This window comes from Pseudomonas frederiksbergensis (assembly GCF_001952935.1).
Classification (GTDB): domain Bacteria; phylum Pseudomonadota; class Gammaproteobacteria; order Pseudomonadales; family Pseudomonadaceae; genus Aquipseudomonas; species Aquipseudomonas frederiksbergensis.
Window position 1 is genome coordinate 2,205,928 of record NZ_CP018319.1, and the last position, 17,490, is coordinate 2,223,417.

The window sequence follows — 17,490 nt, forward strand, 5'->3', positions numbered from 1 at the left end:
CCATGGGCTTGCAACTGGGTTTCGCCGCGCTGCTGTTATTGGTGATTGCACTGGCGGGGTCGACCTTCCGCATCCTGCGCGAATACGAACGCGGGGTGGTCTTCCAGCTCGGGCGCTTCTGGCAGGTCAAAGGCCCTGGCTTGATCCTGCTGATTCCGGTGGTGCAGCAAATGGTTCGCGTCGACTTGCGCACGGTGGTCCTCGACGTGCCGCCACAAGACGTGATCACCCGCGACAACGTCTCGGTCAAGGTCAACGCAGTGTTGTATTTCCGCGTCCTCGATCCGCAGAAGGCGATTATTCAGGTCGAAGACTTTCTCATGGCCACCAGCCAATTGGCCCAGACCACGTTGCGGGCGGTGCTCGGTAAACATGAACTCGATGAGCTGCTGGCCGAGCGTGAGCGGTTGAACATCGACATCCAGCAAGTGCTCGACGCCCAGACCGATGCGTGGGGCATCAAGGTCGCCAACGTCGAGATCAAGCACGTGGACCTCAACGAATCGATGATCCGCGCCATCGCCAAACAGGCCGAAGCCGAACGGGAACGCCGGGCCAAGGTGATCCACGCCGAAGGCGAATTGCAGGCCTCGGAAAAACTCATGCAGGCCGCCGAAATGCTCGGGCGCCAGCCGGGGGCCATGCAGCTGCGGTACATGCAGACGTTGAGTTCGATTGCCGGGGACAAGAGTTCGACGATTGTCTTTCCGCTGCCGATCGAGTTGCTCAAGGGCATGGCGGATTTGTCGTCCAAATCCTGACCTTTCCTACAGGCGCCAACGTCCGGTAACCGCGTCGGAGATTTCCTTCAAGTTGTAGCGGCGTTGGTGAACTTGTTCCGGTCCGAAGCCGGGTCTAGTCTGGCTTTGTCACTGAATAAACGGTGACACGGACGTGCAAGTCCGGGTAAAAGCACCATCAATACCTAGCCTATAGGCATTCATCGGGCGTTCTGTGCTCGTTGTCTTCGCTTTATGGCGGCTGTGTGCGGGAGATCTTCGGGTCTGCCGAGGTTTTGATGGTGGTCTTCCTACTCGGTCTTGCACCCCGCACATAGCTGCCACCTTTATTCGCGTGCAAGCGAACTGGTTCAGCTTCCCATTTTGAGGAAACTACTATGTTCAAGCCTACGCCTAATCCACCAGATAACTCTGGTGCCCCGTCCGAAGATCCACTCGAAGCCGAAAAACTCAAAGAAGCCGCCGACCGCGCCTTCGCCCACTACTTCCCCCCGACCACCGAAAAGCCGCCCAGGCACCGCAAAGGCCACCTCTTCACCGTCGCCCCCGAGGTCAACACCGAAACCCTGCTGGCCAACGCCGCCGAAGACCTGCTGTCCATCAGCGCCATCGCGGCCAATCTGGCAGACGAAGTGGACGGGACACGGCGCTCCGTAGCCCTGGCGCTCAGCCGCATGGCCGATGGCGTGCAGTTGCTCGTAGAGCGAGTGCAGGATCATTGGGATGAGTCGGAGGTCATGCAGGCTCGGGTCAAGGTTTAGCCGGTAGATTTATGGTGAATTGACCACCGCTTTCGCGAGCAAGCCCGCTCCCACAGGGGACCGCATTCCAACTGTGGGAGCGGGCTTGCTCGCGAAGGCGTCGGCACGGTCAATGAATGAATCAGCGGTTATCACGGCGATCTTTTTCCAATGCTTCATAAGGCCCTCGCGCCCACCGTTCCACACGTTCGTGTAAAAGCACCGAGGCTTCGCTGCGCTTGTCATCGCTGTCCCCGACAAACACCTCTGAAGGCCGTTTGGCATGCTGCCCCACCGCCGCAAACACTTGCTTACGCTGAACGTCATCCAATCCCAAAAAATCAGCCAACCGCCCGCGCGCCGAGGCGTTTGACCGTGGCATCCAGTGGCTGACCGGTTTCATCGGGAACAAAACTGAAGGTCTGGCCAGGCTTGAGCCGAGCCATCTAGCTGTTGCTAGCCCTGCATCACGTCTTACCTTCTGCCGTAACAATCATTAACAGATGAGGCAATTCACGCCTTGACCCTCGCCCCGGCAACTGCACAAAACTGGCTCGCCGGAGCTGGAAAAGATCCAGTTGAGCGGAGCCTTGATGACTCGATGGTTGACGTGCGTAATGCACTCAATTTAGGATCAGCGCACTACTCAACCCCGTACGCAGAGATTCAGTTCTCTGGCAGTTGGGGTGAAAAAACCGGCTTCGGCCGGTTTTTTCGTTTCTGAGGATTGGATTTGTGCGCACTGCATTCTTTGTTGATGGTTACAACGTGTTCTACGGGTTGCTGGCAGACACACCTTACAAATGGCTAAATCTGCCGCAGTTACTGGCGCATATCGCCCATATTGAAAATCCTCAGAGCTCGCTAGCCTCAATTGACTACTTCACATCCTCGGTTAAACCAGAGCTGGCTACTCGCGGCATCGTTTCCAAAGAGGCACAAGACACTTACGTCCGTGCCCTGAGGGCTCACAATGTTGCCGTTCATTATGGTCGCCACCAACTTGAACCTGCGCGCGCACCCCGATTTATCAACAAGAAGATCGGCGCCTCACGCCAAGATACAACTGCCATATGGAAGCTCGAGGAAAAGGAAACCGACGTCCATATTGCAATAAGCATGTATCGCGCAGCAGCCAGACAAGCCAAGGTCAATGGTGCTGAAGGCATCCAACAACTGGTTTTAGTTTCCGGGGATACAGACATGGCCCCCGCGCTGAGAGCTATCCGAGAAGACTTTCCCCAAATGACAGTGGGTGTCGTTCTTCCTTACAGAACAGGGTTCAAACGAACCCCACCAGGCTGCTGAAGGAACATTCCCATTGGATGCGTCGAGTCATCTCGGCAGAAGAGCTGCGGTCACACCAGTTTCCAGACAAGGTACCTACCCGTAAGACTCCGGCGATCAAACCGGATTATTGGTAACAATATCCGCCAACGGATACACCGACTCCCATCCCCCACCCAACGCCTTGTACAACCCGACCATCGCCAGCGACACCCCGGTCGAACTCTCCACAAACTGCTCCTGAGTCGCCAACAGCGCGCCTTGCACCGTCAGCACGTTAACGAAATCCACCACCCCTTCCACATATTGCTGTTGCGCGGTGCGCAGGGCGATCTGGTTCTGGCGGACGGCTTCGGCAAGGCTGTCGCGGCGCAGTTGGCTGGCGTTGTAGGCGGTCAGTTGATCGTCGATTTCATGCCAGGCGCGCAGCACGGTTTGCTGGTAGGCGATGGCGGCTTCCTGTTGTTGCGCTTCACGCAAGTGCAGCACGCCGCGCAGACGTCCGCCGTCAAACAACGGCAGGCTGAATTGCGGGCCGACACCGAAAGACCGCGAGCCCCAGGAGCCGAAATCGCTGAGTTGCATGGCTTGCGAACCGATGTTGCCCGACAAGGTGATTCGCGGATAGAAATCACCCTTGGCCACACCGATGTTCGCGGTCGCGGCATGCAGGCGGGCTTCGGCCTGGCGGATGTCCGGGCGGCGTTCGGCCAGTTGCGACGGCAGACCGATGGCAACCTGGCGCGGGGTTTGCGGCACCGGGGCGTCTGTGGATAACTCGGCAGACAGCGCTTGCGGCGGCTCGCCCATCAGCAGGCTCAAGGCGTTGATCAGTTGCGACTGGCGCTGTTCCAGCGCGGGTAGGCGCGATTCGATGGCCGCTACCTGGGCGGCGGCTTCGGCGACATCCAGGTCGGTGGCGACACCGTCGGCCAGGCGCAGCTGCGAGAGTTTCAGGCTGTGGCGGGCGACGTCGAGGTTCTCCTCGGTGACGGCTCGGGTACTTTGCACACCGCGCAGTTGAATGTAGTCCTGGGCGGTCTCGGCGAGCACCGACAACAGCACGCCGCGCCGGTCGTTTTCCGCGACTTCCAGGGTCGCGTCAGCCGCTTCGGTTTCACGGCGCACACGGCCCCAGAAATCCAGTTCCCAGGACGCGGAGAAGCCTGCATCCCACAGGTTGTAAGCCGAGTCACCGTTGTGTCCCGACGGATCGTTCAAGCCTTCGCCGCTGTTGCGTTTCCGCCCGTAGCTGCCAGTGGCGGCGGTGTTCGGGTAGCGGTTGGCGGTGATCACCTGACGCACGGCGCGGCTTTGTTGCAAACGGCTGCTGGCGAGTTTCAGGTCGAGGTTGTCGGTCAGGGCGCGTTGAGTCAGGGCCGAGAGTTTTGGATCGTGGAAGACGTCCCACCAATGTTCGTCCATGGTTTCGGCGATGGCTTGGCTGGCGGCGGACCTGGATGGTTTCGACCACTCGGTGATTTGCCGGGGTTGAGGCTTTTGGAAATCAGGGCCGACGGTGCAGGCGTTCAGTGAAAACAGACTCAACACAATAGCTACTGAAGGAAAGCGGCTCTTGTGGCGAGGGGGCTTGCCCCCGTTCGAGTGCGAAGCGCTCGCAGCTTTTGGGGCCGCTTCGCGGCCCAACGGGGGCAAGCCCCCTCGCCACAGGGATGGATGTCTACCGAAAATAATCACCGTTGAACAACCTCACGCTTATCGGCACTGGCAGTATCAATCCTCGCCTCCACCGACATCCCAACCCGCAACCGCTCCGCCAATGCCTGACCCGGATCAAGGACGATTTTCACCGGAATCCGCTGCACCACCTTGGTGAAGTTGCCGGTGGCGTTGTCCGGTTTGATCGAGGCGAACGTCACGCCCGTGGCCGGTGCGATGCTCTCGACACGACCGCGCAGCGCCTCGCCGCCGAGGCTGTCGACACGCACTTGCACGCCCTGCCCCGGCTGCACGTCGGTGAGTTGGGTCTCCTGAAAATTGGCGATCACATAGGCTTGCGCAAGCGGCACCACCGCGAGGATTTTGCTCCCCGGCGTGACATAGGCGCCGACCCGAACGGCGCGCTCGCCGACCATACCGTCCTGAGGCGCGACGATGCGTGTGTAGGAGAGCTCGTAGCTGGCCATTTCCAGCGCCGCTTGCGCCCGTTTCAATCCGCCTTCCGCCGCGTCACGCTGGGCGGTGAGGATCTCCACCTGCTTGCGTTCCGCCGCCAGCACCGCCGTCACGTTAGCCAGCCGCGCGGTGGCCTGATCGATGCGGGTCCGCGCTTGTTGAGCGTTCTGCACCGTACCGGCGCCCACTCCGGCGAGATGGTTGTAGCGGTTCAATTCATGCTCGGCAAAGGCCATTTCAGCCTTGGCCGACACCACTGAGGCCTGGGCCTGAGCGATCACCGAAGCCTGGCGTTCAAGGGTCGCACGGGCATTTTGCAGTTGCGCCCTGGCCACCAGGGTTTCGGCGTCTGCCGCTTGGGCGGCGGCACGCAAATCCCGGTCATCAATCAACGCCAGCAACTGCCCGGCCTTGACCTGCTGGTTGTCCTCCACCAGCACTTCCTTGATGAACCCGGCCACGCGCGGCACCACCAGGGTGAAGTCCGCCGAGACAAAGGCGTCATTGGTGTTCTGTTGCGTGCGTTTGCCGAACAGGCCGGGCGCCAGCCAATACACCAGCACCCCGAGCGCCATTACTGCGGCGATGCCAACGGCCACTTTTTGCTTTGATTGAGTCGTCATGAAAACCTTCTGTTTCAGTGAAGCATTCAAGTCGGCGCGCGCGGCGGATAGATCCGCGTCGGCAGCCAGAAAATCAGCAGGATCAGCGCCAGCGCGACACCGGCCATGCACAGATAAAGATCCGAGGCCGTCAGCACCACGGCCTGTTCATGCAGCCGGTGGGCAAGGCCTGCGCTATCGCTGTCGACCAGGGGTGAGTTGCCGAGGTTGTCCACCAGCATCATCGAGTGGAAGTGCAGCCTTGAGGTGGTCAACGCCTCCAGCACACCGGTAGCGATCACCGCCGCCAGGCCTTTTACGGTGTTGAACCAGGCTGAAGCGAAGGGCCCTTCCATCGGGCTGATGCTGCCGGTGGAGAGCATCAACAGCGGCAGCACCGCCATCGGCTGACCGAAGATTTGCAGCAGTTGCAGCACATAGAAGTCGTCGCGTATCCACACCGACGTCAGCTGCGACCCACCGATGCAGGACAGCGTCAGCATGCTCAGGCCGATCCCCAGCACCCAGCGGCAATCGACCCAACGCAGGTTGCATAACGCCGCCACCAACGGCAGTGCGATCAACTGCGGCAGCGCTGCCAGCAACATGATGGGTGCGGTCTGAACCGGGCGATAACCCTGTACTTGCGCCAGGTAGCTGGACGGAATAATGATCACCGCCAGCAGCACCACCAACACCCCGGCCAGGGTCAGCAAGGCGAACGACAGGTTGCGGATGCCGAGCATCTGCAGCTTGAAAAACGGCAGCGGTTGCGACCATTCGTTGATCAGGAACAGCACCAACAGCAACAACCCACCGCCGAGCAATCCGCAGATCAGGCTCGACTCGAACCAGTCCAGTCGATTGCCTTGCAAAATGCCGATCACCAGCATGCAGATCGCCGGAAAACCCAGCAGCAAGCCGCGCCAGTTGAATTGTTTGAAGCGCTCCAGGCGCAACGGGTCCTGGGGTAAGCCATACGCAACCGCGACCATGGCGATCAGGCACGGTGCGATGATTTGCCAGAAGGTCCACTGCCATCCGACGTGTTCGGTCCACATCCCGGCCAGCGGAGTGCCGAGCCCCGGGCCGAACGTCGCGGTCAGGGCGTAACCGGCCAGACCATATAGCTTCACGTTGGCCGGCAAAAAACGCAGCGCCACGGTCATCAGCATCGGCGGCAATGCGCCGCCCGCCAGGCCTTGCAAGGTGCGCATGACCAGCAGGCTTTCATAGTCTGGCGCGAACGGGCACAACGCGCCTAACAGGGTGAATGCGCTGATGGCGCAGAGGGTGAAGCGCCGCAACGAGAACGTCACCGAGCACCACGGCGCGAAGGCCATGGCGGCCACCGAGGTCGCGGTGTAACTGGCGACCAGCCAGGTGCCTTCGTCGTAGCCGATGGCCAATGCGCCGCGGATGTCGGCCAGGGCAACCTTGGTCACCATCTCGTTCAGGCCCGACACCAGCACTGCCAACAACACGCCCACCAGGCCGATGATGATCCGCGGACCAAAGACCGGTGACGTGATGGCAGTCGGGCTGGCCGCGGCGAGAGGTGCCGTGACCGTGAGGGAAGTCATGACTGCAAGCTCCGGGGTTTGAACACCGAAGCATTTTAAGAAGCGCGAGGCCTTACGAAAATTGACTTATTGGCAGCTTATAAGTGCGTTTGATGCAGTAATACAAAACCCCTGTGGGAGCGGGCTTGCTCGCGAAAGCGGTGTATCAGTCGCCATAGATGTTGCATGTGATGGCCCCTTCGCGAGCAAGCCCGCTCCCACAGGGGTCAGTGATCAACTTGAGTTTGGTTGCGAAGCCAGCCACGTCTCGTCGCAACAGGCTTTCAGGGTTTCGCGCAGCCAGCGATGAGCCGGATCCTTGTCGAAGCGTGGGTGCCAGGACTGGGTCAGCATAAGGGTCGGCAGCGGAATCGGCAGCGTGAAGGACCGCAGCTTCAGGCCCAGGCGCTGGACACTCAGCAATGCCTCTTTGGGCACCGGCAGAATCAAATCGGAATCAGGCAAGGCAAACATCGCCGCATGGAAACTCGGCGCAATCACCGCCACCCGCCGCTCCAGCCCCAAGGCGTTGAGCGCGGTATCGATCGGGCCTCGGGCGATGCCGCGACGGGACATGCTGATATGGGAAAACCCGGCGTAACGCTCGGCGGTGATCTCCTCATCGAACAGCGGGTGGTCTTCGCGAACCAGGCCGACGAAATGAGTAGAGAACAGGTTCTGAATCTTCACTTCCGGAGTCAGCGGTCGGGTATTGCTGATGCTCAGGTCGATCCGCCCTTCGCGCAACGCTTCGTCATCGCCGTCGCCTTCCGGCACAAAACGCAGCTCGCAGTGCGGCGCCTGGCGATCCAGGGTGTCGAAGAGTTTTCCACCGTAAACACCGACGAAAAAGTCATTGGCGCGAATGTTGAACCGACGGCGCAACGTGCCCAGTTCCACCGCATCGGCCGAGCGAAACAACAGCGCGGCCTGCTCCACCACGTCACGTACTTGCTCGCGCAACGCCAACGCCTTGGGCGTTGGTACCAAACCACGACCGGCGCGCACCAGGATCGGATCGCCGAGGGCCTCGCGAATGCGCGTCAGCGTCCGGCTCATCGCCGCCGGGCTGAGGTTCATCCGCCGCGCGGCGCCCACCACACTGCCCTCGTCGAGCAAGGCGTCGAGGGCGACCAACAAATTCATATCCGGGAGTTGCATACAGAGCACTCGTGTCTGATCTGGATTGATTCAGACGCAATGCTAGCAAACATCTCTCAATTGATGTGTTGGCCGGACTGGCCCCTTCGCGAGCAAGCCCGCTCCCACATGGTTTTTTGCCATACATAAAATCTGCGAACCCTGAAGATCCCCTGTGGGAGCGGGCTTGCTCGCGAAGGGGCCGGAACAGACACCACAGAATTTAGCGCTGCATCCCCCACCGCTTCACCGTCACCCGCTCCAACGTGCTGAACACTAGGTTTTCCACCAGCAAGCCAATCAGGATCACCACCGCCAACCCGGCAAACACCTTGTCGGTGTACAACTCATTGCGATTCTGAAAGATGTACCAACCCAAGCCGCCCTTGCCACTGGTAGCGCCGAACACCAATTCAGCGGCGATCAGCGTGCGCCAGGCGAAGGCCCAGCCGATTTTCAGTCCGGCGAGAATCGATGGCAGCGCAGCCGGGATCAGGATGAACAGCACGAAACGCATGCCTTTGAGGCCGTAATTGCGCCCGGCCATGCGAAGGGTTTCCGAGACACCGAGAAACCCGGCATAAGTGTTCAACGCCAATGCCCAAAGCACCGAATGCACCAACACGAAAATCAGACTGTTCTGCCCCAGCCCAAACCACAGCAGCGCCAGCGGCAACAGCGCAATCGCCGGTAGGGGGTTGAACATCGAGGTCAACGTATTCAACAGATCGCGACCGAACTGCGTCGACACCGCCAGCGTGGTGAGGGCAAATGCCAGGACGATGCCGATCAGGTAACCCTTGAGCAATACCACCAGCGAAATCCACACCTTGCCCAGCAACTCGCCACTGAGCAAACCGTCGTACAGCGCACTGCCGGTTTGCAGAAAACCCGGCAGCAGCAGGTCGTTGTTCTGAACGCGGGCAACCACCTCCCATAGGACCGCGAGCAAAATCAGGATCAGGCTTTTGCGTAACCAGCCTTGTTGCCACAGACGCTGAGCGAGCGGCAATTCACGCTCCAGCGGCACGCTCGTCAGCGGCTGCAACACCGTTTCAAATTCTTCACGCGGGGATGATAAAAGGCTCATCGGGCACTCCTCTCAATGGCTCAATAAGCGATGCGGATGTCGGAGAAATCCAGCTCACGCACGGTTTGCGGGGACTGACCTTCATCGAACAACAACCGATGAATACGTCGCGCCGACTCCTGAAAGGCCACGCCGCCAAGGCTGTGCAAGTCGTATTGATGGCTGTGGACTTCCGCCCGCACCCGCCCCGGATGCGGCGACAGCAGCAGGATTCGATTGCCCACCACCAACGCTTCTTCGATGGAGTGCGTGACGAACAGCAGCGTGAAGCGCACTTCTTCCCAGAGCAGCAGCAATTCTTCCTGCATCTTGCGGCGGGTCAGTGCATCGAGGGCAGCGAAGGGTTCGTCCATCAAGAGGATTTTCGGCTGCATGGCCAATGCACGAGCAATCGCCACCCGCGCTTTCATGCCGCCGGACAAGGTATGCGGATAGGCATCGGCAAACGCCGCCAGACCGACCTTGTCCAGATAGTGCAGCGCCCGCTCCTCGGCCTCTTTGCGCTTGAGGGTTTTCGAGGCAAGCAGCGGAAACATCACGTTCTGTTTGACGGTTTTCCACGGCGGCAGTTGATCGAACTCCTGGAACACCACGATCCGGTCCGGCCCCGGGGCATGAACGGTTTGCCCCTGAAGACGAATCTCGCCTTCACACGGCTGGATGAACCCGGCGACTGCCTTGAGCAACGTTGATTTGCCGCAACCGGACGGACCGAGCAGCACAAAGCGGTCCGCCGGATCGATTTCAAAGCTGACCTGATGGGTCGCACGAACCACACGCTGAGGCGTGCGGTATTCGAGGCTGACGTTGTCGACCGACAGCAGCGCTTGGGCTGGCGCGATCGGTTTGCTGACCGTGTGGCCTTGCAAAGGGGCGTTCATCTCGGTCAGCTCCCTTGCAGCGGTTTGGCGTCCTGGAAGAAGTAGTCCTTCCACGAATCCGGTTTGTTTTTGATCGCGCCAACGCGATAAAGGAATTCGGCCAGCGGGTAAGTATTTTTCGGCGTGACGCTGAATTCGAACTGCGGGTTATCGATGATTTTCAGCAGCGCAGCGCGGTCGATTTTCGCCTTGGTGACGCGGATGTACGTGTCCGCCGCCGCGCCTTTATCGTTCTGGGCGAACTCGGCCGCCTCGGTCAGTGCCTGGACGAACGCCTTATAGGTTTTCGGGTTCTCGTCGCGGAATTTCTCGGTAGCGAACAACACCGTTGGCGAATTCGGACCGAGCACGTCATTGGAATTGAGCACAACGTGGACGTTAGGGTTGGTCAGTTCCTGATCCTGGAACGGCGGATTGGAAAAGTGCCCGGTCAACTCGGTGCCGCCGGCAATCAGCGCCGCCGTGGCGTCGGGGTGCGGAACGGCGATGGTGTACTTGTCGAGGCGATTGAATTCCTTGTCGCCCCACTGCTTGGCGGCCGCGTATTGCAGGATGCGCGATTGCACCGACACGCCGACCGCCGGCACCGCGATGCGGTCCTTCTCGGTGAAGTCGGCGATGGTTTTGACCTTGGGATTGTTGCTCACCAGGTAGTACGGGAAGTTGCCGAGGGACGCGACGGCTTTGACGTTTTGCTTGCCGTGAGTGCGGTCCCAGATGGTCAGCAGCGGACCGACGCCCGCACCGGCAATATCAATGGAACCGGAGAGCAATGCATCGTTGACCGCCGCACCGCCGGAGAGTTGGGTCCAGTCGACCTTGATGTCGATGCCTTCCTGCTTGCCGTACTTCTCGATCAGGTTCTGGTCGCGCACCACATTGAGCAACAGATAAACAATGCCGAACTGCTCGGCGATGCGGATTTCACCTTCAGCATGGGCCACGGTCGGCGCCACCAGGCTGCCGGTGATCAGGCTGAAACCCAGGCCGATGGCCGCGGCCAACGGTGCAAATGGAAGACGTTTGGACATGAGAGGTTCTCCGACAAATCAGAAAGGCGCGTCGCCTTGAATGGTGGTGCGATACAACTTGCGGCGCAGGTAGCTTGGGCATCCTGCGGCAAGGTGGATCAGCGAACGGTTGTCCCAGAACACCAGGTCGTGGGCCTGCCATTGATGGCGGTAGATGTTTTGCGGCAGCACGCTGTGGGCGTAGAGCTCATCAAGCAGTTGCTTGCTTTCGTCTTGCGGCAAACCAACGATGCGCGTGGTGAAACCCTCGCTGACGAACAACGCCTTGCGACCGTTTTCCGGGTGAGTGCGAACAATCGGGTGGACCACTTCAGCCACCTGAGCCAGTTGCTCGGGCGTCAGCGTCGGGCGCCAGTTGCCTTCGAATTTGGTCTCGCTGTAGCGCGCGGTGTAGGAGTGCGCGGCCGAGCGACCTTCGACGGCTTTGCGCAGCGCTTCGGGCAGGTTGTCCCAGGCTTTGTGCATGTCGGCGAAGAGCGTGTCGCCGCCCTCGGACGGCAGCTCCTGGGCGTGCAGCATCGAACCCAGGCTTGGCAGTTCTTTATAGGAAAGGTCGGAATGCCAGAACTTGCCGGCATCGCCGAGGCCGATGGATTGGCCGTTTTCGATGATGTTGGAAACGATGAGAATTTCCGGATGCCCGGCCAGCAGGAATTGCTTGAGCACGTGGATCTGCAACACACCGAAACGGCGGCTAAATGCGATCTGCTGCTCGGGGGTAATGCGCTGGTCGCGGAACACCACGACGTGATGATCCAGGTGCGCGCGGTGGATGCGGGCGAAGTCCTGATCATTGATCGGGCGGGACAGGTCGAGGCCGATGATTTCGGCACCGACGGCGCCACTGAACGGGCGGATGTCGAAGGTTTGCGGCGCGATGTTCGCGGCGCTTGGGAAAGCCGTTGCTGCAGACATAAATCACTCCCACGCACGGCACGCTCAAGGGCGCGCGCGTCGATCAAGAAACTCACGGAGGTCCCGTGTTGGTTCGTGTCGTGCGGCGCGCCGATTGGTCGGCAGGTACGCAGGAGAATGACTTTATAGGTATAAGAACTGAAATTTAAATACCGTTAGCGAATAACGATATGTTTTTTGGATGTGTTGTTCTTGAGGCCCAGCCGACATCTAACGCTCGTGCAGCGCTTCGGCGCGGGCACGAATAATCGGCTTGAGCAGGTAGCTGAGCACAGTCTTCTTGCCAGTAATGATGTCCACCGAAGCCACCATCCCCGGGATGATCAGCAGCGGCTTTTCATCCGTGCCCAAATGGCTGCGATCAGTGCGCAGCTTGATGATGTAGTAGGTGGTTTTCTTGTCTTCGTCGGTGATGGTGTCAGCACCGATCTGCTCGAGCCTGGCCTTCAGCCCACCATAAATGGTGTAGTCATACGCCGTGAACTTCACCGTCGCTTCCTGCCCCGGATGCAGGAAGGCGATGTCTTGCGGGCGAACTTTAGCTTCCACCAGCAAGGTGTCGTCCAGCGGCACGATTTCTACCAGGTCGCTGCCCGGCTGGATCACGCCGCCAATGGTGTTGACCAGCAATTTGTTGACGATGCCGCGCACCGGCGAGGTGACCAGCGTCCGGCTGACCCGGTCTTCCAGCGCCTTGCCGGTGGCCTGGGCCTTGTTCAGATCCGTGCGTGCTTCATTGAGTTGAGTCAGTGCTTCGCTGCGGAATTTGCCACGAGTCTCGTCAATTTTGCGCTGCACTTCCTTGATCGCCGATTGGGCGCGAGGAATGGCCAGGGTGGTCGCGTCGAGTTGCCCGCGGGTTTCAACCTCGGCGCGCTTGAGTCGCAGCACTTCAACCGGCGATACCGCGCCCTGGGCCACCAACGGCTCGGACATGTTGATTTCCTGACGCTGCAACGCGAGCCCGTTACGGTACTGCGACTGCTTGGAAGTGAACTCGCGCAGCTCTTGCTGACGCTGGATCAACTGCTCCTCCAAACCGCCAATTTCATCGTGCAACTGCTGACGGCGACTGATGTACAGCGACTCCTCGCTGGCTGCCTGACCGGGGACGGCCTTGAGTACATCCGCCGGGAAGTTCAGCGGGCGGTCATCGACTTCCGCGCTCAAGCGTTCGACTCGCAGCAACATCGACAGCCGATCGGCCTCCGTTTCGCCGACGTTGGAGGCGAATCGCGTGTCGTCCAGGCGAATCAGCGGCGCGCCGGCTTCGACAATCTGCCCTTCGGTCACGAACAACTCGGAGACGATGCCGCCCTCCAGGTTCTGGATTTTCTGGATCTTGGACGAGGGAATCGCCTTGCCATCGCCCTTGGTGACTTCGTCGATCACGGCGAAGTTGGCCCAGAGCAACAGGAACACGAAGAAGCCAATGATCGCCCAGATGGTCAGCCGCACCACACGCGGGGCGTCTTCGATCAGCGCTTTGTTGACCTCGGGAAGTGGCTGGCCATGCAGCGAATCGGAGCCTTTGAAATAACGGCCGATCGAATTCTTTAAACCCGACTTAAGCAACACTGATCTGCCCCTTTTTCAACGCTTCCATCACCGCGGCTTTCGGGCCGTCGGCGAGAATTTGCCCGCGGTCAATGACGATCAGACGATCCACCAGCGACAACAGCGAAGCCCGGTGCGTTACCAGCACCACGGTTTTGTTTTCAATCACCACCGCGAGGCGTTGCTTGAGGCGTTCTTCGCCGGTGTTGTCCATGGCGCTGGTCGGCTCGTCGAGCAGCAGGATCGGCGGGTTGAGCAGTAACGCACGGGCCAGGGCGACGTTCTGGCGCTGACCGCCAGACAGGTTCTGCCCACGCTCGCCCACTTGCAGCTCATAACCCTGTGGGTGCAGGCGGGCGAATTCGTGGACGCCGGCCAGTTCGGCAGCTTGCAGCACCATTTCGTCTTCGACATAGCGCGCGCCCGACACCAGGTTGTCGCGCAGGGTGCCGGCCAGCAGCTGGATGTCCTGGGCCACGTAGCCAATGTTGTGGCGCAATTCGCTGACGTCGATCTGACGGATATCGACGCCATCCACCAACAGGGCGCCATCGTCCGGCTGGTAGAGACCAACGAGCAGTTTGGCCAGGGAGCTTTTCCCCGAGCCGCTGCGCCCGATGATGCCGATCTTCTCGCCAGGCTTGATGGTCAGGTTGATGTTCTTCAGCGCCGCGTTCTGTTGGTTCGGGTAGGTGAAGTTCATCTGCCGGCATTCGATGGCGCCTTGCAGCACATTGCGGCTCAATGGACGTTCATCGAAGTTGCGCTCTTGCGGCAGCTCCATCATCTGATCGACCGAGACCATGGTCACCCGCGCTTGCTGGTAACGCGTCAACAGGCCGGACAACGAGGCCAGCGGGCTGAGCGCGCGGCCGCTGAGCATGTAGCAAGCGATCAAACCGCCCATGCTCAGGTTACCGTCGATGATCTGGTACACGCCGAAGACGATCATGATCACCCCGGCCAGTTGCTGGATCAGCAAGGTGATGTTCATTGCCAGACCGGAGAGCATTTTCACCCGCAGCTCGAGGCGGCTGAGGGTGCCGATGGTTTGCTCCCACTGATATTGGCGTTCGCTTTCGGCGTTGTTGACCTTCACTGCGTCCAGGCCGGCGAGGGTTTCGATCAGGCTCGACTGCCGCTCGGCGCCCAGCGCCATGGTTCGCTCCATGGTCGCCACCAGCGGCTTCTGCAAGGCATAGCCGATCAGCAGGGCAATCGGAAACGCCAGCACTGTAATCCACACCAGATGCCCGCCGAGAATTGCGATGACCATGAAGATCAGCAGCGTAAACGGCAGGTCGATCAGGCTGGTGAGGGTCAGCGAAGCCAGGAAATCGCGCAGGCTCTGAAACTCATGGATGTTCTGGGCAAAGCTGCCGACCCGCGCCGGGCGGTACTTCATGGCCATGCCGACGATGCGCTCGAACAACGTGGCCGAGATGATCAGGTCGGTTTTCTTCCCGGCCAGGTCGAGGCAGAGACTGCGCAGGCTTTTGAGGATCAGGTCGAACAGGTAAGCCCCGGTGATGCCGATGGCCAACACCCACAGGGTCGATTCGGCCTGGTTCGGCACGACGCGGTCGTAGACGTTCATCACGAATAGCGGCGCGGCCATGGCAATGATGTTGATCAGGAAACTGGCGGCGATGGCGTCGGCGTACAGCCAGCGCGAACGCTTGAGGGTGTCACGGAACCACGAGCGCGCGCGCGGGATCAGCGTGCCGTGATTGACGTCGAATTTGTGTTGGGGTTGAGCGAAGAACACTTTGCCGATGTAGTCATCGGCCAGCAGTTCGCGGCTGACGACACTTTCGCCGCCATCGCTTTCGCTGAGCAGCAGGCGCGCCTGGTCGTCACCGTGCCAACCAAGCAGGACGGCACTGCGACCATCCTTGAGCAGCAACAGCGCCGGCATGGCAATCGCCGGAATCTGCTCCAGTTTGCGCACCAGCACCCGCCCTTGCAGGCCGGCGCGAGCGGCTGCGCGGGGCAGCAGTTCAACACTCAGGCGCTGCTTGGGCAACGGCAGGCCGGTGGTCAACATCGCGGCGCTGGCCGGTTTCTGATGCAGGACGCAAAGAGCCAGCAAGCCGTCCAGTAATGGATCGTCGTGCAGCGCGCGTGGATCATGAATGAGTTGAACTCGACTGACTTCTGATTCCACGCTCGGCACTCTTGGCTAACAATTGAACAATGAAGGTTCTGCTCAGTTCATACCGGGCAGTTGAACCTTGGGCTTCACGTCGTTCTGCACAACGGATGCCAACGGTGCCACCACTCCCTGGCTTTTGAGCAACTCGCCCATGGTCGCCTTGATTCGGTACTGAGTAAATAACTGAATGTTCTTGATCTCTGCCAGACGGCGAGAAGCCGAGAATAGCTCGTTTTCACTGTCGAGCAGGTCGAGCAAGGTGCGCTCACCCAGACTGAACTGCTTCTGATAGGCGATACGCACGCTGGTGCTGCGATCGACATATTGCTGGGCGATCGGTACTTGGGCGTTAGCGTTGTTCAAGGCATTCCAGGCCAGGCCCAGTTCTTCGTTCAACACACGCAGGGCGTTGTTGCGAATGTCCAGTGCCTGGTTGGACAGGTAAGACTTGGCTTCCAGATCAGCCTTGTTGCTGCCGCCGGAATACAGGTTGAAGCGCATGCGCAACATGGCCTGCCATTCATTGCTGTGACCGTTCTGGCCGTCGATATCGTTGTCGGCAGAGCGGCCCAATTCGGCATCGAAACGCGGGTAGAAGGTCGACTTGGCGGCTGCGTACTGCTTCTCGGCAGCGGCGATGTCCGACTCGGCGGAACGCAGGATAGGGCTGTTTTCCAGCATCTGGGCCCGGGCTTCATTCAGGTTGGCCGGCAATAGCGCCATGAAATCGGAAGGACGCTCCAGCTGATCGGGCATCTGGCCGACGGCGCTGAGGAAGTTGGTCTCGGCGTCAGCCAGGTTGGTCTGTTCGGTGATCAGGTTGTTGCGAGCCTGGGCCATACGCGCTTCGGCTTGATCGAGGTCGGCGCCACTGCCCACGCCACGCTGGGTGCGCAACTTGATCTGGTCGAAAGTCCGTTCGTGGTTCTTCAGGTTGTCGGTCGCCAGACGCACGAACTCACGGCGGGTCAGCACGTCGAGATACACCTGGGCGACGGTGAGCGCGGTGCGTTCGGAGGTGCCCAGCAAGGAGTAAGCGCGGGAATTAACGGTGGCTTGTTGACGCCCCACTTCACTCGACGTCGCAAAACCGTCAAAAACCATTTGCGACAACCGCACGCTCGATTCACTGCGAGTCAGGGTTTCCCAGTGATTGTTGTTGCCGGCGCCACGGGTGGTGACGTTGTCAGTGCCTTCGCGACCATATCCGCCAAGCAGATCGACCTTTGGGAGGTATCCCCCTTTTGCTGCCTTTAATTGATAATCCGCGGCCAATCGACTGTTAACGCCTGCCTGGATCTCCGGATGGACATCCAATGCCTGTTGCATGGCTTCCGGTAGGGACTGCGCCTGAACGAAACTGGCGGCAAGGGCGAAGGGTAAAGCCTTGAGCAGGTGCAAACGCATGGTTGGAATTTCCAGGATTTACTTGTCTTGAGTCACTGCAGATCGTGCCGCTGCATCGGATGATGACATCCGGAATGACCGTATGTCGGAAAGTTGCATTTTGGAACTGCATCACACTCTCTGGCACGTGCCAGCACTTAAATATCAATGTGACATTACGGAAGCGAGTGTTTAGGATGGCGGGCAAGAGGTCAATAGTTTGGCATAAAGTTTATATCGAAAAAATATAGCCAATTTATTGACTAAT

Annotated in this window: 13 protein-coding genes and 3 pseudogenes; 3 read left to right on the plus strand and 13 right to left on the minus strand. The window is 59.7% G+C overall.

Annotated features, from left to right (window positions below; genetic code table 11):
* Positions 1 to 2: 2 nt before the first annotated feature.
* The gene (locus tag PFAS1_RS10255; RefSeq protein ID WP_008148132.1) at positions 3 to 761 is read left to right on the plus strand and encodes a slipin family protein; all 759 of its coding nucleotides are present in this window, start codon (positions 3 to 5) and stop codon (positions 759 to 761) included.
* Positions 762 to 1,117: 356 nt separating this feature from the next.
* The gene (locus PFAS1_RS10260; protein WP_076029084.1) at positions 1,118 to 1,501 is read left to right on the plus strand and encodes a DUF6124 family protein; all 384 of its coding nucleotides are present in this window, start codon (positions 1,118 to 1,120) and stop codon (positions 1,499 to 1,501) included.
* 136 nt (positions 1,502 to 1,637) lie between these two features.
* On the opposite strand, the pseudogene PFAS1_RS30385 reads toward PFAS1_RS10260, so the two are convergent.
* Both PFAS1_RS30385 and PFAS1_RS29470 read right to left on the minus strand, forming a co-directional pair.
* Positions 1,638 to 1,835: pseudogene (locus PFAS1_RS30385) on the minus strand (sulfotransferase family protein); the annotation flags it as partial.
* Positions 1,834 to 1,926, minus strand: a pseudogene (locus PFAS1_RS29470) (efflux RND transporter periplasmic adaptor subunit); the annotation flags it as partial. The pseudogenes PFAS1_RS30385 and PFAS1_RS29470, both read right to left, overlap by 2 nt.
* Positions 1,927 to 2,215: 289 nt before the next feature.
* On the opposite strand from PFAS1_RS29470, the pseudogene PFAS1_RS10270 reads away from it, so the two are divergent.
* Positions 2,216 to 2,904: pseudogene (locus PFAS1_RS10270) on the plus strand (NYN domain-containing protein).
* On the opposite strand, the gene PFAS1_RS10275 reads toward PFAS1_RS10270, so the two are convergent.
* The 11 genes from PFAS1_RS10275 to PFAS1_RS10325 all read right to left on the minus strand — a co-directional run bounded on the left by PFAS1_RS10275 (position 2,885) and on the right by PFAS1_RS10325 (position 17,243).
* Positions 2,885 to 4,318, minus strand: a complete 1,434-nt coding sequence (locus PFAS1_RS10275; protein WP_418329253.1) for an efflux transporter outer membrane subunit — start codon at positions 4,316 to 4,318, stop codon at positions 2,885 to 2,887. The pseudogene PFAS1_RS10270 and the gene PFAS1_RS10275 overlap by 20 nt on opposite strands.
* 143 nt (positions 4,319 to 4,461) lie before the next feature.
* Entirely contained in the window at positions 4,462 to 5,526 is a 1,065-nt protein-coding gene (locus PFAS1_RS10280) for an HlyD family secretion protein (protein WP_076029085.1), read from the minus strand.
* A gap of 26 nt (positions 5,527 to 5,552) precedes the next feature.
* A complete protein-coding gene (locus PFAS1_RS10285; protein WP_076029086.1) occupies positions 5,553 to 7,088 on the minus strand; it encodes an MFS transporter in 1,536 nt (511 codons plus the stop codon).
* 213 nt (positions 7,089 to 7,301) lie between these two features.
* The gene (locus tag PFAS1_RS10290) at positions 7,302 to 8,228 is read right to left on the minus strand and encodes a LysR family transcriptional regulator (RefSeq protein ID WP_076029087.1); all 927 of its coding nucleotides are present in this window, start codon (positions 8,226 to 8,228) and stop codon (positions 7,302 to 7,304) included.
* 202 nt (positions 8,229 to 8,430) lie between these two features.
* Positions 8,431 to 9,297: an ABC transporter permease gene (locus PFAS1_RS10295; RefSeq protein ID WP_076029088.1), complete on the minus strand. Its 867-nt coding sequence runs from the start codon at positions 9,295 to 9,297 to the stop codon at positions 8,431 to 8,433.
* Between the two features lie 20 nt (positions 9,298 to 9,317).
* Positions 9,318 to 10,178 (minus strand): ABC transporter ATP-binding protein, encoded by an 861-nt coding sequence (locus PFAS1_RS10300; protein WP_074872427.1) that lies wholly within the window; start codon positions 10,176 to 10,178, stop codon positions 9,318 to 9,320.
* Between the two features lie 5 nt (positions 10,179 to 10,183).
* Positions 10,184 to 11,209, minus strand: a complete 1,026-nt coding sequence (locus tag PFAS1_RS10305) for an ABC transporter substrate-binding protein (protein ID WP_076029089.1) — start codon at positions 11,207 to 11,209, stop codon at positions 10,184 to 10,186.
* An 18-nt stretch (positions 11,210 to 11,227) separates the two neighbouring features.
* Positions 11,228 to 12,124, minus strand: coding sequence for a TauD/TfdA dioxygenase family protein (locus tag PFAS1_RS10310; protein ID WP_076029090.1), 897 nt, complete (start codon positions 12,122 to 12,124; stop codon positions 11,228 to 11,230).
* Positions 12,125 to 12,334: 210 nt separating this feature from the next.
* The gene (locus PFAS1_RS10315; protein WP_076029091.1) at positions 12,335 to 13,702 is read right to left on the minus strand and encodes an HlyD family type I secretion periplasmic adaptor subunit; all 1,368 of its coding nucleotides are present in this window, start codon (positions 13,700 to 13,702) and stop codon (positions 12,335 to 12,337) included.
* The gene (locus PFAS1_RS10320) at positions 13,692 to 15,848 is read right to left on the minus strand and encodes a type I secretion system permease/ATPase (RefSeq protein WP_076029092.1); all 2,157 of its coding nucleotides are present in this window, start codon (positions 15,846 to 15,848) and stop codon (positions 13,692 to 13,694) included. The genes PFAS1_RS10315 and PFAS1_RS10320 overlap by 11 nt, the downstream gene beginning before the upstream one ends.
* Before the next feature lie 42 nt (positions 15,849 to 15,890).
* Complete coding sequence (locus PFAS1_RS10325) at positions 15,891 to 17,243, minus strand: TolC family outer membrane protein (RefSeq protein WP_076029093.1); 1,353 nt, start codon at positions 17,241 to 17,243, stop codon at positions 15,891 to 15,893.
* Positions 17,244 to 17,490 lie beyond the last annotated feature (247 nt).

Bases quoted from the DNA above. Each gene is read 5' to 3' on its own strand.
- PFAS1_RS10325 (WP_076029093.1), bottom strand. From the start codon at position 17,243: ATGCGTTTGCACCTGCTCAAGGCTTTACCCTTCGCCCTTGCCGCCAGT.
- PFAS1_RS10290 (WP_076029087.1), bottom strand. From the start codon at position 8,228: ATGCAACTCCCGGATATGAATTTGTTGGTCGCCCTCGACGCCTTGCTC.
- PFAS1_RS10280 (WP_076029085.1), bottom strand. From the start codon at position 5,526: ATGACGACTCAATCAAAGCAAAAAGTGGCCGTTGGCATCGCCGCAGTA.
- PFAS1_RS10300 (WP_074872427.1), bottom strand. From the start codon at position 10,178: ATGAACGCCCCTTTGCAAGGCCACACGGTCAGCAAACCGATCGCGCCA.
- PFAS1_RS10310 (WP_076029090.1), bottom strand. From the start codon at position 12,124: ATGTCTGCAGCAACGGCTTTCCCAAGCGCCGCGAACATCGCGCCGCAA.
- PFAS1_RS10260 (WP_076029084.1), top strand. From the start codon at position 1,118: ATGTTCAAGCCTACGCCTAATCCACCAGATAACTCTGGTGCCCCGTCC.
- PFAS1_RS10285 (WP_076029086.1), bottom strand. From the start codon at position 7,088: ATGACTTCCCTCACGGTCACGGCACCTCTCGCCGCGGCCAGCCCGACT.
- PFAS1_RS10295 (WP_076029088.1), bottom strand. From the start codon at position 9,297: ATGAGCCTTTTATCATCCCCGCGTGAAGAATTTGAAACGGTGTTGCAG.
- PFAS1_RS10305 (WP_076029089.1), bottom strand. From the start codon at position 11,209: ATGTCCAAACGTCTTCCATTTGCACCGTTGGCCGCGGCCATCGGCCTG.
- PFAS1_RS10255 (WP_008148132.1), top strand. From the start codon at position 3: ATGGGCTTGCAACTGGGTTTCGCCGCGCTGCTGTTATTGGTGATTGCA.